Raw genomic sequence first — 20,212 nt, 5'->3', positions numbered from 1 at the left:
TAATTGAATCTCCTGGACTACGTAGCATCCAGGTGGCAATCGTTGCTGGTGAACTCGTACCAGCACGTCAGCATGGTGGTTCAGTGCATCCTGCTGGCAACGATCATCGGCGTCCTCGTCGGGGTTGCGGTCTACCGCAGCCCCGCCGGGGCGGCGATCGCCACCGCTCTCTCCAGCGCGATCCTGACGATCCCGTCCTTCGCGCTCTTCGGGCTGCTGATCCCGGTGTTCGGCCTGGGCGTGGCCCCGTCGGTGGTGACGCTCGTGCTCTACGCACTGCTGCCGATCGTGCGGAACACGATCGTCGGCCTGTCGAACGTCGATCAGCCGATTCTGGACGCGGCGCGAGGGATCGGCATGAACCGGTTCAGCGTTCTCACCCGCGTCGAACTCCGCCTGGCCTGGCCGGCGATCCTCGCCGGCATGCGGGTGAGCGCCCAGATGTTGATGGGCATCGCCGCCATCGCCGCGTACGCGAAGGGCCCTGGTCTCGGGAACCTGCTGTTCCAGGGGCTGGGCCAGTTGGGCGGCGCGAACGCGTTGAACATGGCCATCTCCGGCACCGTCGGCGTGGTCATCCTGGCACTCGTGCTCGACGCCTTGTTCGTGCTGTTCGGGCGGTTGACGACTTCGAGAGGTATCCGTGGCTGACGACGAGAAGAAGACCGCCGGGCACGGCGTGGAGATCAAGCTCGAAGAGGTCTCCAAGCGCTACCCGGGGCAGAAGCAGGCGGCCGTCGATTCGGTGACCATGACGATCCCCGCAGGGGAGACGGTGGTTCTGGTCGGGCCTTCGGGTTCGGGCAAGACCACCACCATGCGCATGATCAACCGCCTGATCGAACCGACCTCCGGCAAGATCACCATCGGCGGGCAGGACGTGCTCAGCCTGGACGCGGACAAGCTGCGCCGCGAGATCGGCTACTCGATCCAGCAGGCCGGGCTGTTCCCGCACATGACCGTCGGCGACAACGTCGGCATGGTCCCGGGCATGGTCGGCTGGGACCGCAAGCGCATCGCCGAGCGCGTGGACGAGATGCTCGACCTGGTCAACCTCGACCCGACCGAGTACCGGGGCCGCTACCCGCGGCAGCTCTCCGGTGGGCAGCAGCAGCGCGTCGGCGTTGCCCGCGCGCTCGCGGCGAACCCGCCGGTGCTGCTGATGGACGAGCCCTTCGGCGCGGTGGACCCGATCACCCGCGGTGTGCTGCAGGACGAACTCATGCGCCTGCAGGCAGACCTGGGGAAAACGATCGTGTTCGTCACGCACGACTTCGACGAGGCGGTCAAGCTCGGCGACCGGATCGCGGTGCTGGGCGAGCGCTCGAAGATCCTGCAGTACGACACCCCGGAAGCGATCCTGACCAACCCGGCCGATGACACGGTCGCCGGATTCGTCGGGGCGGGCGCGGCGCTCAAGCAGCTCACGCTGCGCCGCGTGCGCGAGATCGAGGTCGGCGAAGTGCCGACCGCGAAGGTCGACGACGCACCTTCGGTGCTGCGCGAACGTCTGGGCACCCGCCGTGGCGCGATCGGCTTGGTGCTCGACAAGCGCAACCGCCCGGTGCGCTGGGCGACCGCTCGCGAGGCGGGCTCGGTGTCGGATCTGTCGCGGGCCGGCCGTCCGGTCGAGGACTCGGTCTCGCGGGCCTCGACGCTGCAGGACGCCCTGGAGGCGATCCTGACCGACGACGACGGCGTCGCCGTGGTGACGGGTTCGCGCGGTGAGTACGTCGGCGTGGTCGACATCGACACCGTGATGAACACGATCAAGGCGCTGCGCGAGGAGAACGCCTCCGACGACGCCGACGAGCCGGCGGCGGAAACCACCGGGTCTGGGGCTGACGCCTCATGAGCAGCGCTTACGCTTCCGACTCCGGGTCCACGCGGGCCGAGCGGCTGCGGCTGCTGGTCCAGCCGGTGACCGTGGTGGTGCTGGTCGCGGCGGTGCTGCTCTGGGCCTTCACCAGGGACAACGACGAGGTGACGCTCCGGAACCTCAACCCGTCGACGATCCTGGGCCTGACCTGGACGCACTTCATGATCAGCTTCACCGTGGCGCTGATCGTCGTGCTGGTCGCGGTACCGCTGGGCGTGGTGCTCAGCCGGAGCTGGGCACGCCGGGTCGCACCCGTGGTCATCGGCATCGCCAACATCGGCCAGGCGGCCCCCTCGATGGGCTTGCTGGTGCTGTTCTTCCTGTTCACCGGTGGTTCCACCGGGTTCTGGATCGCGGCGCTGCCGATCGCCTTCTACGCCCTGCTGCCGGTCCTGCGCAACACGATCGTCGGGCTGCAGTCGGTGGACGCGTCGCTGGTCGACGCCGGTCGAGGCATCGGCATGTCCGGTTCGAGCGTGCTGATGCGCATCGAGATGCCGCTGGCGGTGCCGTTCATCCTCGCCGGTCTGCGGACCTCGCTGGTGCTCGCGGTCGGCACCGCGACGCTGGCGCTGTTCGTGGGCGCGGGTGGCCTCGGCGAGCTGATCGACACCGGGTACAAGCTCAACGACTACACGGTCATGATCGTCGGCTCCGTGCTGGCGATGGCCCTGGCGCTGCTGGTCGACTGGCTCGGCGCGCTGGCCGAGACCTACCTGTCGCCGAGGGGGTTGCGATGAATCTCCGCATGCGCAGTCGTGCGCTCAAAGCGGCCTCGCTGGCGATGGCCGGGTTGCTGCTGTCGAGCTGCGGGCTCAGCTCCGGTTCGTCGCTCCCGCTGGCGGTCGAACCGGGCATCATCCAGCCCGTTCCGGAGCTGGAGGGCCAGACGATCACGGTCGGGTCGAAGAACTTCACCGAGCAGCTCATCATGGGCTACCTCGGCGAGTTCGCTCTGGCCGCTGCGGGCGCCAACGTGCGGGACCTGAGCTCCATCCAGGGCTCGACCACCGCGCGCAACGCGCTGACCAGCAACCAGATCGACATCCTGTGGGACTACACGGGCACGTCGTGGGTCAACTACAACGGCAACAACGACCCGATCCCGGACGCCCGCGCCCAGTTCGAGGCCGTCAAGAAGCAGGACCTCGAACGCAACGGGGTGGCCTGGACCGCGATCGACTACCAGGTGGACAACACCTACACGTTCTCGGTCAACCAGGACGCCGCCAAGCGGCTGGGCGTGGAGAAGGTCTCGGACATCCCCAGGGTCATGGCCGAGCACCCGGAGGACGCCACGTTCTGCGTGGACACCGAGTTCGCCAGCCGCAACGACGGGCTGCCGGGCGTGGAGCAGGCCTACGGGTTCAAGACCGACCCGGGCAAGGTCAAGGTGCTCACCGAAGGTGCGATCTACCAGGCCACGGCCCAGGGGACCTGCACGTTCGGCGAGGTGTTCACCACCGACGGCCGGATCCAGTCGCTGAACCTGAAGCTGCTGGCCGACGACAAGCAGTTCTTCCCGCGGTACAACATCGGAGTCACGCTCCGCGACGAGATGCTGAAGCGCTACCCGCAGCTGACGCAGGTCTTCGCGCCGGTCTCCGAGCGGCTGACCAACCAGGAGCTGATGAAGCTCAACGCGCAGGTGGACGTCGATGGCCGGGACCCGGCCGACGTCGCGCGTGACTGGATGGTCGAGAAGGGCCTGGTCAAGATCCCCGGTCAGGGCTGATCACGTGCGAAGGGCGGGGCGTCTGACGATCAGGAGGCGCCCCGCCCTTCTTCACGCCGTGGGCACGCCGAAGCGGGTGAGCAGCTCGGTCTCGATCCGGGAGAGCTCCCCGTCCACGGCCCGGTGCGCGGACCGGCGGCGGTGCGTGGGCATCCGCTCGGCGGCGCGGACCGCGCTGCTCAGCTGCGCCAGCCGGGCCTCGGCCTGGTCGGCGTAGGTCGCGGCGTGGCCTCGTTCGTCCCCCTTGGCCTGCTGGCGCAGATCGCGCACGGCGGCCGAGTCCCCGGCGATGCGCGCGTGCAACGAGGCGCCGTGCCCGGTGAACTTGCCGAGGTCGTCGACCGGGACCCCCAGCTTGCGGGCGCGGGACTTGTCGTAGCCCGCCCGCGCCTTGCTCATCGCGCGCAGCGCGTAGGGGGCGAGCAGCGGGCCGACGATCTTGAGGATGCCGACGACCTTCTTGGCGTTGCCCGGGGTGACCGTCCCGAACTCGCCCTTCTTGATCGCCTTGGCCGTCTGCTTGTCCGCCTTGAGCAGCGCCTTCGCCGCCTTCTTGCCCACCGGCGCGGAGGTCAGCGGCGGCGGGGTCCCGGGGGCTTGCTGCTGCTCGGTCGCGGGCTGCTCCTGCTTCGCGGCCTTCTGAGCCGCCTTCTGCTCGGCCGCCTTCTGGGCGGCTTCCCGCTTGGCCGATTTGTCGACTCGGCGCCGAGTCCTCTTGTCGGCCTTCGACTTCTTGGCGGCGCACCTCCGGCACCCCCGCTGGGCACCCTGAGTGCTCTTCCCGCGTCGCTTGGCGAGTCTCCTCACCGCGCACACCTCCCCGGATCCGCGTACTCCCTCCCACCGCGATCACCATAAGTCCGGATGGACCAGCGCACGAAAGCAGAACGCGATCGTGTGTGCACCGGGAGTGGTCGTCGCAGGCCTCGGACGTCACCGGGGTGATGGGCGCGGCTGTCAGGGCCACCGCATACCCTTTTACCCGTGAAGGATGAGGTGCTGCTCGACGCAGGCGTGGTGACGCGGTGCCGTCGACGCGTGCACCTGGAGAACGACCCGACGATGCGCGACGCGCCGACCTCGCCGCTGGACCTGGGGGTCGAGCAGCGGATCGCCGACGCGGCCGAGCACCGCCGCTCCGTCGCCGCCCAGCTGGGTGAACTGCTCGGGACGCAGCGGACCGAGGTCCCGCGCGGCCTGCCCTACGCCGAGCGCGCCACCCTCACCCTCGACGCGATGCGCGAGGGGGTCGGCTACATCTCCGGCGCGCAACTGCCCGACGACGCCGAAGGCGGCCGTCGAGGGGCGATCGACCTCCTGGTGCGCAGCGGGAACGGCTACGTGCCCGTGCTGGTGGTCCGGCACAAGATCACCGACCCCGGCCGCGGCGCGAAGACCTCGCCGATCGAGCACCCGGTGCCCGAGGCGGCGCAGGCCGACCAGAAGCGGAAGGTCCGGCCGCAACCCCGCGACCAGCTGCGGCTGGTTCACGCGATCCGGTTGCTGGAGGCCTGCGGTTTCGACGCGGGCGACCGGACCGGCGGCGCGATCGGCGTCGAGGCCGATGCGGTCGTCTGGCACGACCTGCGCAGCCCCAACTGGCCCGGTGGCCGCACCGCGCTCGCCGAGTACGACGCCCGGTTCGGCGACCGGCTCGCGATCGCCACCGCCGCCGCCGCCGGCGACGAACCGCTGGCGCAGCCGTCCCGGATCACCGAGTGCCGCGGCTGCCCGTGGTGGCCGATCTGCGAGTCCCAGCTGCGCGAGTCGAACGACGTGAGCCTGGTGGTGCGCGGCGAGGACGCCACCGTGCTGCGCGAGCGGGGCATCACCACCGTCGACCAGCTGGCCGGGATGCCGCTGGAGAGCGCCGAGGACCTGCAGCTCACCGGCGTGCGCAACACCGACGCGATCCTGCTGGCCAAGGCGTGGCTGCGGGAGATGCCGCTGGTGCGCCGGGTCCGCGATCTCGACGTGCCGCGCGGTGACGTCGAGATCGACGTCGACATGGAGAGCTACGCCGACGCCGGCGCCTACATGTGGGGCTGCTGGCTGTCCGGCGCCGACATCGACGAGGCGCAGGGCTACCGTGCGTTCGTCACCTGGGAGCCGCTGCCGGACGACGACGAGGCGCGGTCCTTCGCGGAGTTCTGGGGCTGGTTCACCCGGGTCCGCCGCACGGCGTTCGAGCGCGGCCTGAGCTTCCGCGCCTACTGCTACAACGAGCTCGCGGAGAACCGCTGGATGCTGGCCTCCGCCGAGCGCTTCGCCGGGAAGCCGGGCGTTCCGCCGGTGTCCGAGGTCAAGGAGTTCATCCAGTCCGCGGAGTGGGTCGACCTGTTCGCGGTGGTCCGCGACCAGTTCCTGTGCCCGAACGGCAAGGGGCTCAAGGTGATCGCTCCCAGCGCCGGGTTCGGCTGGCGCGACCCGGAGGCCAGCGGCGAGAACTCGATGCGCTGGTACCGCGACGCGGTCGCCCTCGACGGCGGGGAGCGGGACCTGACGCAGCGCGAACGCCTCCTCACCTACAACGAGGACGACGTCCGCGCCACCTTCACCATCCGCACCTGGATGACCTCCGAAGCGGCCAACGAAATCCCCTACGCCGAAGACCTCTGAAAGCCGTTCCGAGCGGGGGACTTCCTGCGAAGGTGTGACCGGGAGTCGGGCAGTTTTGGTCCGAATTGACCGGGCAAAACGGTCATTGATCATGGACGGTTCGGACCAAAACTGCCCCTCGGTCAGCGGGGGGCCATGCGGAGGGCTCCGTCCATCCGGATGACCTCGCCGTTGAGGTAGTCGTGCTCGACGATGTTCAGCGCCAGCTGCGCGTAGTCCTCCGGGGTGCCGAGGCGCTTGGGGAACGGGACGCCGTCGGCCAGCCCCTGCCGGAACTCGTCGCTCACGGTCGCCAGCATCGGGGTGTCCACGATGCCGGGGGCGATGGTCATGACCCGGATCCCGTTCGACGACAGGTCGCGCGCGGCCGGCAGCGTCAGGCTCGCGACACCGCCCTTGGACGCGGCGTAGGCGGCCTGCCCGATCTGCCCGTCGTAGGCGGCCACCGACGCCGTGTTGATCACCACGCCGCGCTGCCCGTGCTGGTCGGCCTCGGTCTCACCGATCGCCGCAGCGGCCAGCCGCATGACGTTGAAGGTGCCGAGCAGGTTGATCTCCAGCACCTTGCGGAACAGGTCGAGGTCGTGGACGCCCTTGCGGCCGGCGATGCGCGCGGACGGGCCGATCCCCGCGCAGTTCACCACGATCCGCAGCGGGTTCCCCGACCCGGCGGCCTGCTCGACCGCGGTCTGCACCTGGTCGGCGTCGGTGACGTCGGCCGCGGTGTAGGTGATGCCGTCGACGATCGGCGCCTTCTCGATGCCGCTCGGCAGGTCCACCGCGAACACCTTCGCGCCCCGCCCGGCCAGCGCCCGGGCGGTGGCGGCGCCGAGTCCGGAGGCTCCGCCGGTGACGATCGCTGCGGTGTCGGTGATCTGCATCGTGGTGCGTCCTGTTCTCGAACTCGGTTCGTGATCGGTGGTGGGGAGGAGTTGTTTCAGACTGCCGGGCAGAGGGCGTTGAGCGTTGCGAGGTCGGCGTCGTCCGGGGTCCAGTTCGCGGCCTGCGCGTTGGCCTGGACCTGCTCCGGGCTGGTGGCGCCGGCGATGACCGAGGCGACGGGGCTCTGCGCGGCGAGCCAGCCGAGAGCGACGGTGCTCATCGTGATGCCGCGCTGCTCGGCGAACAGCCGCAGCTTCTCGATCCGGTCCCACGGCGCCTCGGTCAGCAGCTGCGCGCGCCCGGCCAGCCTGCTGTCCGCCGGTGGGATCTGGTCGCGCCGGTACTTGCCGGTCAGCAGACCGTTGGCGAGCGGGAAGTACGGCAGCAGGCCGAGTCCGAAGCGCTGCGCGGCGGGCACGACCTCGCGCTCCACCTCGCGGGAGAGGAGCGAGTAGTGGTGCTGGCTCGACACCGGTGCGGTCAGCCCGGCGGAGGTCGCCGTCCAGCTGGCGTCGGCGACCTGCCAGCCCGCCAGGTTGCAGTGCCCGACGTAGCGGATCTTGCCCTCGCGGACCAGGTCGTCGAGCACCGAGAGGGTTTCCTCCAGCGGTGTCAGCGGGTCCGGCCGGTGCAGCTGGTACAGGTCGATCCAGTCGGTCGCGAGCCGTCGCAGCGAGGACTCGACGGCCCGCCGCACGTACCGGCGGGAACCGCGGGCGCCGAAGTCGGGCCCGTTGGAGCCCTGCATGTCCATGCCGAACTTGGTGGCGATGACCGCCAGGTCCCGCCGTCCCGACAGCGCCTGCCCGAGCAGTTCCTCGCTGCGGCCCCGCGGTGAGCCGTAGGTGTCGGCCACGTCGAAGAAGGTGATCCCGGCATCCAGCGCCGCGTCCACGACGGCGCGGGTTCCGGACAGCGTTTCGGTCGCGGTTCCGGGTCGTCCGAGGTTGTTGCAGCCGAGGCCGACCGCGCTCACCGCGAGACCCGATTCCCCCAAGCGTCTCTGATCCACGCGCGCAGCCTAAACGGCAGGTTCCCAACTCGTCACCTGCGTCATATAGCTCGTGAACTCTGGGCGAAGCGGGTTTTCCCAGCTCGAAGATGTGCCACGATCAATTTCCGAGGGGGCAGAGGCGACCGGCTGGTCGTTCGAGGTGAAGGGGTTGGGGCCTGTGTTCGCCCGTCGCATCGTCGTTGTCGGCACCGGTTACGTCGGATTGACCACCGGTGCGTGTCTGGCTTCGCTCGGCCACCGGGTGGTCTGCAGCGACGTCAACGAGGAGAAGGTCGCGGAGCTCTCCCGGGGTGAGGTCCGCATCCACGAGCCCGGTCTCGCCGAGCTGGTGCAGGAGGGCATCGCCGCGGGGCGGCTCGATTTCGTCGTCGGCTCGGCCGGTGCGGTCGCCGACGCCGAGGTCGTGTTCCTGTGCGTGCCGACCCCGATGGGTTCCGGCGGCGCCGCGGACCTGGCCGTGGTCGAGGCCGTGGCCCGCGAGGTCCGCGAGGTGCTGCCCGCCGGGTGCGTGATGGTCACCAAGTCGACGGTCCCGGTGGGGACGTCGCGGCGGCTCGCCGAGCACCTCGGTCGCGAGGACGTCGCGGTGGTCAGCAACCCCGAGTTCCTGCGCGAGGGCTCGGCGGTGCACGACTTCCTCAACCCGGACCGCATCGTCGTCGGTTCCGACACCCAGGACGCGGCCGAGCGCGTCGCCGCCCTCTACGCGCGGCTGGGCGCTCCGACGGTGCTCACCGACGCCTCCAGCGCCGAGATGGTGAAGTACGCGGCGAACTGCTTCCTGGCCACCAAGCTCTCCTACGTCAACGCGATCGCGGAGCTCTGCGAGCAGCTGGGCGCGGACATCACCGACGTCACCGAGGGCATGGGCTACGACCGGCGGATCGGCCAGTCGTTCTTGCAGCCCGGGCCGGGCTGGGGAGGGTCGTGCCTGCCCAAGGACACCGCGGCGCTGCTGCAGGTGGCCGAGGCGGTCGAGTTCGACTTCCCGCTGCTGCAGGCCACGATCTCCTCGAACGCCCACCAGCGGCAGCGGATGGTCGGCAAGGTCCGCGACGCGTGCGGCGGTTCGCTGGAGGGGGAGCGGATCGGCCTGCTGGGCTTGACGTTCAAGGCGGGCACCGACGACCTGCGCGATTCCCCCGCCCTGGAGGTGGCCTGCCTGCTCGCGCAGGAGGGCGCCGAGCTGATCGCCTACGACCCGGGTCTGCGCGGTGACGAACCGGAGCTGCCCGCGGGGTTGACGCTCGTCGACGACCCGTACCAGGCGGCGAAGGAAGCGGCGGCGCTGGTGCTGCTGACCGAGTGGCAGGAGTTCCGCGCGCTGGACTGGAACCTCGTCGCCGAGGCCCTCAGCGGTCTGGTCGTGGTCGACACCCGCAACCACCTCGACCCCGACGTCCTGCGCCGGGCGGGCCTGTCCTGCCGCGGCGTCGGCCGGACCCCGGTCAGCGCCGCCTGATCCTGATCGTCCCCCCGCGCCGATGGTTCCGGCTGCGGTCGGTTCTGGTCGGACGGTTTTCGGGTGCATAGGGTTGGTGGGTGTTCACCACTCGACCCGAGCTCGCCGGCACCCACGGGATGGTCGCCTCCACGCACTGGCTGGCCTCGGCGGCCGGGATGGCCGTGCTGGAGGACGACGGGAACGCCTTCGACGCGGCCGTCGCCGCCGGTTTCGTCCTGCAGGTCGTCGAACCGCACCTCAACGGGCCGGGCGGTGAGGTTCCCGCGCTGCTGGCGACCGCGGCCGATCCGCGTCCGCGCGCGCTGTGCGGTCAGGGCCCGGCCCCGGCCGCCGCGACCGTCGAGCACTACCGCGACGAGCTCGGCCTGGACCTGGTTCCCGGCACGGGTTTCCTGGCCACCACGGTGCCAGGGGCGTGGGACGGCTGGCTGACGCTGCTGCGCGACCACGGCACCAAGACGCTCCGCGAGGTGCTGACCTTCGCGATCGGCTACGCGCGCGGCGGATATCCGATCGTGCCGCGCATCAGCGAGACCATCGGGCTGGTCGCCGACATGTTCCGCGGGCACTGGCCGAGCTCGGCGGAGCGCTGGCTGACCCCGGGCGGTTCGGTGCCCGAACCGGGCTCGGTGCTGCGCAACCCGGTGCTCGCCGACACCTGGGAGCGGCTGCTCGCGGAAGCGGAGTCGGTCTCCGGCAGGGAAGCGCAGATCGACGCCGCCCGCCGGGCCTGGTCGCAGGGGTTCGTGGCCGAGGAGGTGGAGAAGTTCGTGCGGGTCCCGCACCGGGACAACTCCGGCCGCGATCACGCCGGCGTGCTCACCGCGCAGGACATGGCCGAGTTCTCCACCACCTACGAGGACCCGCTGACGGTCGACCTGGCCGGGGGCTGGACGCTCGCGAAGTTCGGCATCTGGTCGCAGGGACCGGCCCTCGCGCAGCAGCTGAAGCTGCTCGACGACTTCCCCGTGTCCTACGTGGACGGTTCCGCGACGGCCGACGTGGTGCACGCGTCGGTGGAGGCCGCCAAGCTCGCGTTCGCCGACCGCGAGGCCCACTACGGCGATTCGGCCGATCCCGGCGTGCTGGCGGACCTCGTCTCCGACGAGTACGCGGTGCAGCGCCGGGACCTGGTGGGCCCGAGGGCTTCGCTGGACCTGCGGCCCGGATCGCCCGGTGGCCGCTCGCCCCGGTTACCCGCGTTCGTGGCCGAAGGCCGTGGCGTGGGCGGGTTGTCGGACCCGAGCGGTGTCGGGATCGGCGAGCCCACCGTGCTGCCCAACGGCGAGAGCCGGGGCGACACCGTGCACGTCGACGTCGTGGACCGCTGGGGCAACATGATCTCGGCGACCCCGTCCGGCGGGTGGTTGCAGTCCTCGCCGACGATCCCGGAGCTCGGGTTCTGCCTGGGCAGCCGGGCCCAGATGTTCTGGCTGGAGGAGGGCCTGCCGAACTCGCTGGTGCCGGGCAAGCGCCCGCGCATCACGCTGAGCCCGTCGCTCGCGCTGCGCGGAGGTGTGCCGGCCCTCGCCTTCGGGACGCCCGGCGGTGATCAGCAGGACCAGTGGCAGTCGTGCTTCTGGCTGGCGCACGTGCGCGGCGGCCTCGACCTGCAGGCCGCCATCGACGCTCCCGCCTGGCACACCACCGCGTTCCCGCGCTCGTTCTACCCGCGCGAGTGGGAACCCGGTGCGGTGGCGGTGGAATCCCGGCTCGGCGCCGAGACCATCGCCGAGCTGGAATCCCGGGGGCACGAGGTCATCGACCACGGGCCCTGGTCGCTGGGCCGGCTCTCGGCGGTGTCCCGGGATCCTGAATCCGGGCTGCTCAAGGCCGCCGCCAACCCGCGCGGAGCCCAGGGTTACGCGGCGGGCCGTTAGGTACCCGGCTTCGGTTCCGTTGTGTGGGGGGTGGGGGAAGTTTTCATGAGAACTTCCCCCACCCCCCAACCGAACCCACCACCAGAACGGAACTCACTCCACAACCGAACAACCCGGTCTGATCAGGACGTCGTGGGCTCACGCGGCTGTGAGGGTGGTGCCGAGCAGCAGCATCCGGAGGGTCCGGGCGGTCGCGTCGGTGATGAGGGCGGGTGCCTTGGTGATGGCGTCGGACAGCGCCACCGGCCCGGTGAGGATGCCGGTGATCGCGTCGATCCCGTGCTCGTAGCTGGTGTCGGCGCCGGGACCGATGGTGCCGCACAGCGCGATCACGGGTTTGCCGTGCCGCTTGGCCCGGCGCGCGACCTCGGTGGGGATCTTGCCGAGCGCGGTGGACGCGTCGATGGCACCTTCCGCGGTGATCACCAGGTCCGCGGTCCGCAACCGCTGGTCCAGGTCGGTGCTGGTCAGGAACACGTCGAAGCGGGATTCGAGCCGCGCGCCCAGGGCTCCGGCCAGGCCGGCGGCCAGTCCGCCGGACGCGCCGGCGCCCGCCATCCCGGTCAGGTCCGCGTCCAGCAGCCGCGCCCAGCCGGCCATCGCGGAGGACAGCAGGTCCGCGGTCTCCGCCGAAGCGCCCTTCTGCGGGCCGTAGCGGCGGGCGACCCCGTCCGGTCCGCAGAGCGAGTTGCGCGGGTTCACCGCCACGGTCATGTCCACATCGGACAACCGGGGATCGGCCCCGGAGACGTCGACGCGGTGGGCCTGCAGCAGTGCGGCGCCGCCCGGTCCGATCTCCCTGCCGCGGTCGTCGGAGATCCGCACGCCCAGCGCCTGCAGCGCTCCGGCACCGCCGTCGCAGGTCCCGGAGTCGCCGCAGCCGACCACGATCCGGCGGGCCCCGGTGCCCAGCGCCGCGCGGATCAGCTCGCCCACGCCGCGGCTCGTGGTCCGGCACGGATCCCGTCTGCTGGGCGGGACCAGGGATAACCCCGCGGCGGCGGCCATCTCCACGAACGCGGTGTCCTCGTCGAGCATCGCGAAGTGCGCCGCGACCGGATCGCCGACCGGACCGGTCACGGTCACCGGCACCAGCGTGCCGCCGGTGGCGCGCGCCAGCAGCCGGGCCGACCCCTCGCCGCCGTCGATCAGCGGAACGGTGTCGACGACGCTGCCGGGGATCACCCGGCGGACGCCCGCCTGGATGGCGTCGGCGACCTGCTCGGCGTCCAGGCATTCCTTGAACCCGCTCGGCGCGATGACGATCCGGAACATTCTTCCCTCCACGGTGGATCAGACGGACAAGCCCAGCAGGGGCCAGATGAGCAGCGAGAACAGCAGCACGAGCGCGGCGGCGACCGGCCCGAGGACGATCGCGAGCCTGCGCAGCTCGCGCGGTTCGTAGTGCTCGGCGAACATCGCGAGCGGTTTGGCCGAGGCCGGCAGCGAGTGGCAGAACCCGGCGGCCGCGGTCGAGGCGAACGCCACCGCGACCGGGTTCGCGCCGACGGCCACGGCGGCCGGAACGAGCAGCGGGATCAGCACCGCCGAACGCGCCGAGCGGGACGTGACCAGCAGGTGCAGCGCGGTGCTCAGCACCACGGCCGCCACCAGCAGCGCCACCGGGCTGTCGCCGACCAGCGCGTGCCGGGCGATCCACCCGGCCGCGCCGGAATCGGTGAGCGCGGTGCCGAGCGCGCCCGTCGCCGCCATGAACAGCAGCAGCGACCAGGGGATCTCACCGACCGCCGCCTTCAGCGGCACCGTTCCGACGCGGGGCGAGGTGACCAGCAGCGCCGCGCCCAGCGCGACCAGCGCCGGCGGCAACCCGTGCCAGGCCTCGGTGCTCCAGAGCAGGACCACGACGCCCAGCAGCGCTCCGGCCCGGACCTCGGCGGGGCGGAGGTGTTCGGGGACCTCGAGCTGGGCGCGCAGCGCGGGCACGTCGATGCGCAGCGGTGTCCGCCGGTCCGCCCCGCCGGTGCGGAGCACGAGCTCGGCGGCCACGTGCGAGCTGACCAGCGCGAGCGGAAGTCCCCAGCACAGCCACCAGCCGAATCCGATGCCCTCGCCCGTGGTCGCGGCGAGCACCTGGCTGGTGATCAGGTGCGCCCCGGCACCGGTGAGGGTGGCGATGGCGGACAGCAGGATCACGACCGGCACCAGCAGTCCGACGGTCCGGACGAGCGGGCCCGGGAGGGCGGAGGACAGCGCCCGGTGCAACGGAACGGCCATCGCCGCCCGGCCGCTGGTGCTGGGGATCAGCAGCGCGGTGCCGACCAGCCCGAGCGCGAGCAGGTGGCACAGCGATCGCGGCGTCGTGGCCCGGGCGACCAGCGCGAGGGCCAGCCGCGCGGGCAGCCCGGTCCGGTTGATCCCGGAGGCGAGCATGAACGCGGCCACCAGCAACCAGATCTGGTCCTCGCCGAGCGCGGCGAACAACCGCTCGGACTCCAGCACTCCCAGCACCGCGAGCACGGCCGCGGCCAGCAGCGCCACGAAGGTGTCGTCGATCCTGGCCCGAGTCCAGCCGATGACGGCCGCGCCGAACACGATCAGCGTGAGCAGCGCGTCGCGGTTGAGCTCCTCGCCCAGCGCGTGGTCGGGGACGGTGAGCACGGCTAGGGCTCCGAAGACGCCGACGCCGGCGAGGGTGAAGGCGACCGCCCACCCCCAGCCCGCGACCGGGTCTTCTCGCACGTTTGTGACCTGCACGAGCACTACTCTCGGGCGCGGGCCTGAGGCTTCCGTGAAGCTCCGGTGAGAGCACGTTCATCGAGTTGTCCACAGACATGTGGAGAAAGTTGTCCACAGGGCTGCGAGCTGGGGATTCACATCCTCTCAGGCGTGGTTATGCACAGCTGTGGACAGAGTTATCCACACCTGTGCACACACCCCGCAGCACGACCCGCCCGCGAACTCGGGTTCCGGGCGGTGCCTCAGCCGCCGAGCCGGTAGCCCATGCCGCGGACGGTGCCGATGTGGCCGTTGCCGATCTTGCGCCGCAGCGCGCGGACGTAGACGTCGACGACGTTGGAGCCGGGATCGAAGTCGTAGCCCCAGACGTGCGAGAGGATCTGCTCGCGGCTGAGCACCTGCCCCGGATGCCGCAGGAACAGCTCCAGCAGCGCGAACTCCCGCGCCGTCAGGTCCACCGTGCCGCTGGGCACCTGGGCTCGGCGGGTGCGCAGGTCCAGCGACAGCTCGCCGTCGCGCAGCACCGTGATCTCCTCGGCGCGCTCGGCCGAGCGCAACCGCAACCGGATGCGGGCCAGCAGCTCCTCGAAGCGGAACGGCTTGGTCATGTAGTCGTCCGCGCCGCCCTCCAGCCCGGCGACCGTGTCGTGCACGGTGTCCCGCGCGGTGAGGATCAGCACCGGCAACGTCACCCGCTTCGCGCGCACGTCGCGCAGCACCGCGAACCCGTCGCGGCCGGGCAGCCCGAGGTCGAGCACGGCCAGGTCGTACCCGCCGTCGACCAGGTGGTGCAGCGCGGCGTCGCCGTCGGCCACGACGGTGGTGGTGAAGCCGTTGGCGCGCAGCCCCTTCTCGATGAACGCGGCGATGCGCTCCTCGTCCTCGACGATCAGGATCTTGCTCATGCCTCGTCCCCCGTGGTCTTCGCGGGCAGCTCCAGCCGGAACGTCGCGCCCGAGCCGGGCGTGGAGCGCACCCGGACCCGGCCGTGGTGGGCGTCGGCGATCGCGCGGACGATCGCCAGCCCCAGACCGGCGCCGCCCTTGCGGCCGCTGCCGTGGGTGAACCGCTCGAAGATCTTCTCCACCTCGGAGGGATCGACGCCCGGCCCCTCGTCGGTGACCCACAGCTCCACCGCGCCGTCGCCGACGGCCGAGCCGATCCGGATCGTCGATCCGGCGGGGCTGTGCTGCACCGCGTTCTGCGCCAGCTGCACCATCGCCTGGGTGATCCGCTGCCCGTCCAGCGCGAACTCGCCCTCACCGATCTCCGACAGCACCCACCGCCGATCGCCCAGCGTCCGCACCTTCGCGTCGATGTCGCTGGTCAGCTCCGCCAGCGAGACGGTGGTGGGGGAGACGAAGTCCGGCCGGTCGGCCTTGGCCAGCACCAGCAGGTCGTTGACGATCCGGGTCATCCGGTCCAGCTCGTCGGTGCACAGCCGGACCACCTCGTCACGCTCGGCGGGATCGACGCCGAGCAGTTCCAGGTTCCCGCGCACGATCGTGATCGGCGTGCGCAGCTCGTGGCCGGCGTCGTCGACGAACTGCCGCTGGATGCGGAAGGCGTCCTCCAGCCTGTCCAGCATCGCGTTGAACTGATCGGCCAGCGCCGCGATGTCGTCGCGGCCCTCGACCGGGATGCGCCGGGTCAGGTCGTGCTCGGTGATCTCGGCCGCGGCTTGGCGCACGGCGCGCACCGGGGTCAGGATCAGGCCCGCCACCACCCAGGAGATCAGCGCGGCCAGCAGCACGCCCAGTGCGCTGACCAGCAGCAGGATCCGGACGCTGCCGTCGACCTCGGCGGTCTCGGCGGCGGTGTGGCGCTCGACCACGAACCACGCGCTGCCGCCGTTCGCGGTTTCGGCGCGCACCTTGACCCAGTGCACCGGGCCGGCTGCGGTGTCGAGCACGCCGTGCGCGCTGGGGGCGTCGACGATCCGCTGCAGCACGGTCCGGTCCTGCGCTACGGCCTTGATCGGCTCGGTCTGCTCCTGGGAGACCACGCCGAGACCGCCTGCGACGGGCCACGCGCCGATCAGCGCCTCATCGGTGTCCGGGTACTGGTGGCCGAGGTAGTTGTGCAGCAGCGTCGCCGGATCGCCCAGCGTCCGGCCGCTGACCGGGTCCTGGCCGCGCTCGGCGAAGGCGACGAACTCCTTCGCCTCCTGCTCCAGCGAGTTGGTGACCCGGCGGCCGACCTCGTCGTGCAGGTACTCGCGGACGATCACTATCACCGTCAGCAGCACCAGGACCAGCACGAGCAGCAGCCAGCCCATGATCTGCGCGCGAGCCGGGACGCGGGTGCCGCGACGACCGGCGAGGCGGGTCAGCGGACGGGTGGGTCGGTCAGTCGTCATGGCCGTCCGTCGCGTCGTCGTCATCGTCCGCGTCGTCGTGGGGAGCGGGTGGCGGCAGCTCCGCGGGCGGCGGCAGGTCGGACGGGCCGGGGGCGACGGGGATGACCGGGGCCGGGCTGCCCGGACCGGGCGTGCTGCCGACGTGCACGGTCTCCGGGATCTCGGGAGCACGGGCACCACCGGTCAGCGCGAAGCTGACCAGCACGGCGACGACGGGCAGTGCCAGGGCCGCCAGCAGCAGGGCTCCCCGGGGAACGGAACGCATGGCACCCACTCTGGCGTCTCGGGGGCAACCGCAGGTGAAACCGGGATGAGAACCTCCTCATCTTCCTCGCCGGAACCGGCCACGGCGGCCTGCGGAGGGGCGATAACCTGCGAGCGGATTCACAACTCGGTGAGGGGCCCATGGACGAGCGGCTGATCGACTGGACCGGGGAGCGCTGCGTGCCCTGGACCGAAGACGTGCAGGTGGTTTACGAGCACTACCACCGCTACGCGCTGGCGGCCCCCTTCGCACGAGGCAAGCGGGTGCTCGACCTCGCCTGCGGTGAGGGCTACGGCGCCGCTCTGCTGGCCGCTGAAGGCGCCGAGGTCGTCGGCGTGGACATCGACGAGCGGACCATCGACCACGCCCGGCACAACTACGCCAACCGCGACGTGAGCTTCGAGGTCGGTTCGATCACCGACCCGGAACTGCTGGCCGACGCCAAGCCCTTCGACGTGGTGGTGTGCTTCGAGGCCATCGAGCACGTCTCCGACCACGCCGCCGTGCTCCGGCTGGTCAGGTCGCGAATGAAGCAGGGCGGGCTGTTCCTGTCCAGCACCCCGGACACCGCCGTCTACAGCCACGAGCACGGCAACGACAACCCGTTCCACGTCAAGGAGCTCACGGCCCGCGAGTACGAGTCGATGCTGGAGGACGCCTTCCGGCACGTGGCGGTGCTCAAGCAGAACGTGACCGTGGGGTCGATGGTGGTGCCGGCCGATCACGGCGACCGCGACACCGCGATCGAAGGCGTCCGCCTGCAGACCATCGAGCGCACCGAGGCGGGGGACTGGGCGGTCAGCCAGGGCGTCCCGCACACGTACCTGCTGGGCGTCGCCTCCGACAAGCACCTGCCGAAGCTGCCGGCGGCGGCCGTGCTCACCGACGCGCAGCTCACCCTCGCCCGCGCGGGCGACGCGGGGGAGCTGATCGCGCAGCGCGACGAGGCGGTCGCCGACGTCACCAAGCTAAACGAGCTCTACCAGCGCAGCCGCGGCGAGGCCGACGAGCTCAAGGCCGCCATCGGGCGCCTGGAGGAGCTGCGCAAGTCCGAGGAGCAGCGGGCCGACGCCCACAACCGGGAGCTCGCCGAACTCCGCGAGCAGCTGCGGGAGCGCGAACTGCGAGCGCAGCGCGACGCCGCCCGCGTGGAGTGGCTGCGCGACACCGCGGCCCGGCTCGAAGGCGGCCTCGCCGACGCCGAGGGCCGCGCGGAGCGGCTCACCGCTGAGAACGCCGAGCTGGCCGCGCAGAACTCGGCGCTGGTGCAGCGCGTCGTCGGCAAGTACCGCAAGGTCGTCGAGCGGGTCGCCCCGCGGGGCACCACCCGGCGCGACGCCTACGAGCTCGCGCTGGGGCGCAAGCCCGGCGTTCCCGAGGTCGCCGCGGAAGCCGAGACCGGGCCGCTGCCGGTCCCGTTCAGCGACCAGCCGCTGGTCAGCGTGATCGTGCCGGTGCACGGGAAGTGGCCCTACACGCGCCAGTGCCTGCGATTCCTGGCCGGTCACCTGGTGTCGGTGCCGTTCGAGGTGATCGTCGTGGACGACGCCTCACCGGACGACAGCGCCGAGAAGCTCGCCGCCTGCGAGGGCGTCCGGCTGGTGCGCGCCGAGCGCAACTTCGGCTTCATCGGCGCCTGCAACCTGGGGGCGGAGCACGCGCGCGGCGAGTACCTGTTCTTCCTCAACAACGACGCCGAGGTCACCGAGTCCTGGCTGGACGTGCTGGTCGACACGATCACCTCGGACCCCCGGATCGGGCTGGTCGGCGCCAAGCTGGTCTACCCGGACGGCCGGCTGCAGGAGTGCGGCGGCATCGTCTGGGCCGACGGCAACGGCTGGAACTACGGCCGCGGGACCGACGGCAGCGGTGCGGAGTTCAACGTCCTGCGCGACGTCGACTACTGCTCGGGCGCGGCGATCCTGGTGCGCGAAGCCCTGTTCCGGCAGGTCGGCGGCTTCGACGCGCGCTTCGCCCCCGCCTACTACGAGGACACCGACCTGGCCTTCGCGATCCGCGCGGCCGGCTACCGCACCGTCGTCCAGCCGAAAGCCGTGGTGGTGCACCACGAAGGCGTCTCCAACGGCACCGACACCGGTTCGGGCGTGAAGAAGCACCAGGAGCTCAACCGGCAGGTCTTCGCCGAGAAGTGGGCGGACGTGCTGGCGGCCGAGCACCTCCCGGAGGCGTCGCCGCGCAACCTGTGGCTCGCGCGGCAGCGCGGCACGCACGGGCACCACGGCCCGATCGTGCTGGTCAAGGACCACCAGGTGCCTCGTCCGGACTTCGACTCCGGTTCGGTGCGGATCTTCCGGGTGCTGTCGCAGCTGGTCGAGCTCGGGTACCGGGTGGTGTTCTTCCCGGCCAACCACGCGCCCCTGCAGCCCTACACCGACGACCTCCAGCAGGTCGGCGTGACGGTCCTGCCGCAGCCGGAGCTGCAGCAGGCGTTCCTGCACGAAGCGGGGCCGGAGATCTCGCTGGCGCTGCTGTCCCGCCCGCAGGTCGCGTGGAGCCTGGTGGAGGAGCTGCGCACCCGAGCACCGCAGGCCGTGATCGCCTACGACACCGTCGACGTGCACTTCCTGCGCCTGGAGCGGGAAGCCGAGCTCGCCGAGCGCCAGGGCGAGGCGGACCGCGCGCAGGCGTTGCGCCGCAAGGCCTTCGCCTCCCAGCAGATGGAGCTCGGGCTGGCCAGGGCCTGCGACGTGACGCTGGTCGTCTCGGAGGCCGAGCGGTCCCTGCTGGGCGAGCTGGTCCCGGACGCCGACGTCCGCGTGCTGTCCAACGTGCACGTGATCGACAGCGCCCCGGTCCGCGTCGAGGGCCGCAGCGACGTGCTGTTCGTCGGCAGCTTCGACCACCCGCCGAACGTCGACGCGGCCCGCTGGGCGGCTCGCGAGATCATGCCGCTGGTCCGCGAGGAGTGCCCGGACGCCGTCCTGCACGTCATCGGCAGCAACCCGACCGCCGAGGTCGAGTCCCTCGCGGGACCGGGCGTCGAGGTCCACGGCTGGGTCGAGTCCCTCGAACCGCACTACGCGCGGGCCCGGGTCACCATCGCTCCGCTGCGCTTCGGCGCGGGTGTCAAGGGCAAGGTCGGCGAGAGCCTCGCCGTCGGTGTCCCGGTGGTGGGCACCGGTGTCGCGTTCGAGGGCATGCACCTCAAGCCGGGCCAGGACGTCCTCGTGGCGGACGAGCCGGAGGCCTTCGCGGCTTCGGTGACGCGCCTGCTCACCGAGGACGAGACCTGGACCGCGCTCGCCTCGTCGGGACGCACCGCCATCGAGGCCCAGTTCGGCCCCGCGGCCTCCCGCGACGCACTCAAGTCCCTCCTCGCCAAGCTCGACCCGGCGGACTGACCCGCGCGGTTCCTGGCACGAAGAACGGCCGCTCACCTCGGTTCGAGGGAGCGG

16 protein-coding genes are annotated in these 20,212 nt (G+C 71.4%); 8 read left to right on the top strand and 8 right to left on the bottom strand.

Going from position 1 to position 20,212, the window contains the following annotated elements; translation table 11 throughout:
- Nucleotides 1–3: 3 nt before the first annotated feature.
- Genes ACYVF3_RS05690 through ACYVF3_RS05675 form a run of 4 tightly spaced genes read left to right on the top strand, consistent with a single transcriptional unit; the run spans nt 4 to nt 3,614 of the window.
- Entirely contained in the window at nt 4–651 is a 648-nt protein-coding gene (locus ACYVF3_RS05690) for an ABC transporter permease (RefSeq protein WP_461153136.1), read from the top strand.
- Nucleotides 644–1,855 (top strand): ABC transporter ATP-binding protein, encoded by a 1,212-nt coding sequence (locus ACYVF3_RS05685; protein ID WP_461153135.1) that lies wholly within the window; start codon nt 644–646, stop codon nt 1,853–1,855. Before ACYVF3_RS05690 ends, ACYVF3_RS05685 begins: the two co-directional genes overlap by 8 nt.
- The gene (locus tag ACYVF3_RS05680; RefSeq protein WP_461153134.1) at nt 1,852–2,619 is read left to right on the top strand and encodes an ABC transporter permease; all 768 of its coding nucleotides are present in this window, start codon (nt 1,852–1,854) and stop codon (nt 2,617–2,619) included. Before ACYVF3_RS05685 ends, ACYVF3_RS05680 begins: the two co-directional genes overlap by 4 nt.
- Nucleotides 2,620–2,627: 8 nt before the next feature.
- Nucleotides 2,628–3,614, top strand: a complete 987-nt coding sequence (locus ACYVF3_RS05675; protein WP_461153133.1) for a glycine betaine ABC transporter substrate-binding protein — start codon at nt 2,628–2,630, stop codon at nt 3,612–3,614.
- 51 nt (nt 3,615–3,665) lie between these two features.
- Here the strand turns inward: ACYVF3_RS05675 and ACYVF3_RS05670 are convergent, their stop codons facing one another.
- Nucleotides 3,666–4,421 carry a DUF6474 family protein gene (locus ACYVF3_RS05670; protein ID WP_461153132.1) on the bottom strand — a complete coding sequence of 252 codons (756 nt, stop codon included), beginning with the start codon at nt 4,419–4,421 and terminating at the stop codon, nt 3,666–3,668.
- Nucleotides 4,422–4,598: 177 nt separating this feature from the next.
- On the opposite strand from ACYVF3_RS05670, the gene ACYVF3_RS05665 reads away from it, so the two are divergent.
- Nucleotides 4,599–6,233, top strand: a complete 1,635-nt coding sequence (locus ACYVF3_RS05665) for a TM0106 family RecB-like putative nuclease (protein WP_461153131.1) — start codon at nt 4,599–4,601, stop codon at nt 6,231–6,233.
- A 122-nt stretch (nt 6,234–6,355) separates the two neighbouring features.
- Here ACYVF3_RS05665 and ACYVF3_RS05660 read toward each other — a convergent pair whose 3' ends face one another.
- On the bottom strand, nt 6,356–7,114 hold the full coding sequence (locus tag ACYVF3_RS05660; protein ID WP_461153130.1) for an SDR family NAD(P)-dependent oxidoreductase: 759 nt from the start codon (nt 7,112–7,114) through the stop codon (nt 6,356–6,358).
- Nucleotides 7,115–7,170: 56 nt separating this feature from the next.
- Complete coding sequence (locus ACYVF3_RS05655) at nt 7,171–8,127, bottom strand: aldo/keto reductase (RefSeq protein ID WP_461153129.1); 957 nt, start codon at nt 8,125–8,127, stop codon at nt 7,171–7,173.
- A 160-nt stretch (nt 8,128–8,287) separates the two neighbouring features.
- Here ACYVF3_RS05655 and ACYVF3_RS05650 point away from each other — a divergent pair, with 160 nt between their 5' ends.
- Nucleotides 8,288–9,592 carry a UDP-glucose dehydrogenase family protein gene (locus ACYVF3_RS05650; RefSeq protein WP_461153804.1) on the top strand — a complete coding sequence of 435 codons (1,305 nt, stop codon included), beginning with the start codon at nt 8,288–8,290 and terminating at the stop codon, nt 9,590–9,592.
- Between the two features lie 80 nt (nt 9,593–9,672).
- Nucleotides 9,673–11,475 (top strand): gamma-glutamyltransferase family protein, encoded by a 1,803-nt coding sequence (locus ACYVF3_RS05645; protein WP_461153128.1) that lies wholly within the window; start codon nt 9,673–9,675, stop codon nt 11,473–11,475.
- 138 nt (nt 11,476–11,613) lie between these two features.
- Here ACYVF3_RS05645 and ACYVF3_RS05640 read toward each other — a convergent pair whose 3' ends face one another.
- The 5 genes from ACYVF3_RS05640 to ACYVF3_RS05620 all read right to left on the bottom strand — a co-directional run bounded on the left by ACYVF3_RS05640 (nt 11,614) and on the right by ACYVF3_RS05620 (nt 16,796).
- A complete protein-coding gene (locus tag ACYVF3_RS05640) occupies nt 11,614–12,750 on the bottom strand; it encodes a glycerate kinase family protein (RefSeq protein ID WP_461153127.1) in 1,137 nt (378 codons plus the stop codon).
- An 18-nt stretch (nt 12,751–12,768) separates the two neighbouring features.
- On the bottom strand, nt 12,769–14,190 hold the full coding sequence (locus tag ACYVF3_RS05635; protein WP_461153126.1) for an SLC13 family permease: 1,422 nt from the start codon (nt 14,188–14,190) through the stop codon (nt 12,769–12,771).
- Nucleotides 14,191–14,414: 224 nt separating this feature from the next.
- On the bottom strand, nt 14,415–15,077 hold the full coding sequence (locus ACYVF3_RS05630; protein ID WP_461153125.1) for a response regulator transcription factor: 663 nt from the start codon (nt 15,075–15,077) through the stop codon (nt 14,415–14,417).
- Nucleotides 15,074–16,531 (bottom strand): sensor histidine kinase, encoded by a 1,458-nt coding sequence (locus ACYVF3_RS05625; RefSeq protein WP_461153124.1) that lies wholly within the window; start codon nt 16,529–16,531, stop codon nt 15,074–15,076. The genes ACYVF3_RS05630 and ACYVF3_RS05625 overlap by 4 nt, the downstream gene beginning before the upstream one ends.
- Nucleotides 16,521–16,796, bottom strand: coding sequence for a hypothetical protein (locus ACYVF3_RS05620; protein ID WP_461153123.1), 276 nt, complete (start codon nt 16,794–16,796; stop codon nt 16,521–16,523). The genes ACYVF3_RS05625 and ACYVF3_RS05620 overlap by 11 nt, the downstream gene beginning before the upstream one ends.
- A gap of 140 nt (nt 16,797–16,936) precedes the next feature.
- On the opposite strand from ACYVF3_RS05620, the gene ACYVF3_RS05615 reads away from it, so the two are divergent.
- Complete coding sequence (locus ACYVF3_RS05615; RefSeq protein ID WP_461153122.1) at nt 16,937–20,158, top strand: glycosyltransferase; 3,222 nt, start codon at nt 16,937–16,939, stop codon at nt 20,156–20,158.
- The last annotated feature ends 54 nt before the right edge of the window (nt 20,159–20,212 follow it).

This window comes from Saccharopolyspora tripterygii (genome assembly GCF_054778355.1).
Note: the sequence above shows the minus strand (reverse complement) of the source record. Positions and strands in the feature narration are given on the sequence as shown.

Bases quoted from the DNA above. Each gene is read 5' to 3' on its own strand.
- ACYVF3_RS05625 (WP_461153124.1), bottom strand. From the start codon at position 16,531: ATGACGACTGACCGACCCACCCGTCCGCTGACCCGCCTCGCCGGTCGT.
- ACYVF3_RS05675 (WP_461153133.1), top strand. From the start codon at position 2,628: ATGCGCAGTCGTGCGCTCAAAGCGGCCTCGCTGGCGATGGCCGGGTTG.
- ACYVF3_RS05620 (WP_461153123.1), bottom strand. From the start codon at position 16,796: ATGCGTTCCGTTCCCCGGGGAGCCCTGCTGCTGGCGGCCCTGGCACTG.
- ACYVF3_RS05615 (WP_461153122.1), top strand. From the start codon at position 16,937: ATGGACGAGCGGCTGATCGACTGGACCGGGGAGCGCTGCGTGCCCTGG.
- ACYVF3_RS05640 (WP_461153127.1), bottom strand. From the start codon at position 12,750: ATGTTCCGGATCGTCATCGCGCCGAGCGGGTTCAAGGAATGCCTGGAC.
- ACYVF3_RS05630 (WP_461153125.1), bottom strand. From the start codon at position 15,077: ATGAGCAAGATCCTGATCGTCGAGGACGAGGAGCGCATCGCCGCGTTC.
- ACYVF3_RS05660 (WP_461153130.1), bottom strand. From the start codon at position 7,114: ATGCAGATCACCGACACCGCAGCGATCGTCACCGGCGGAGCCTCCGGA.
- ACYVF3_RS05680 (WP_461153134.1), top strand. From the start codon at position 1,852: ATGAGCAGCGCTTACGCTTCCGACTCCGGGTCCACGCGGGCCGAGCGG.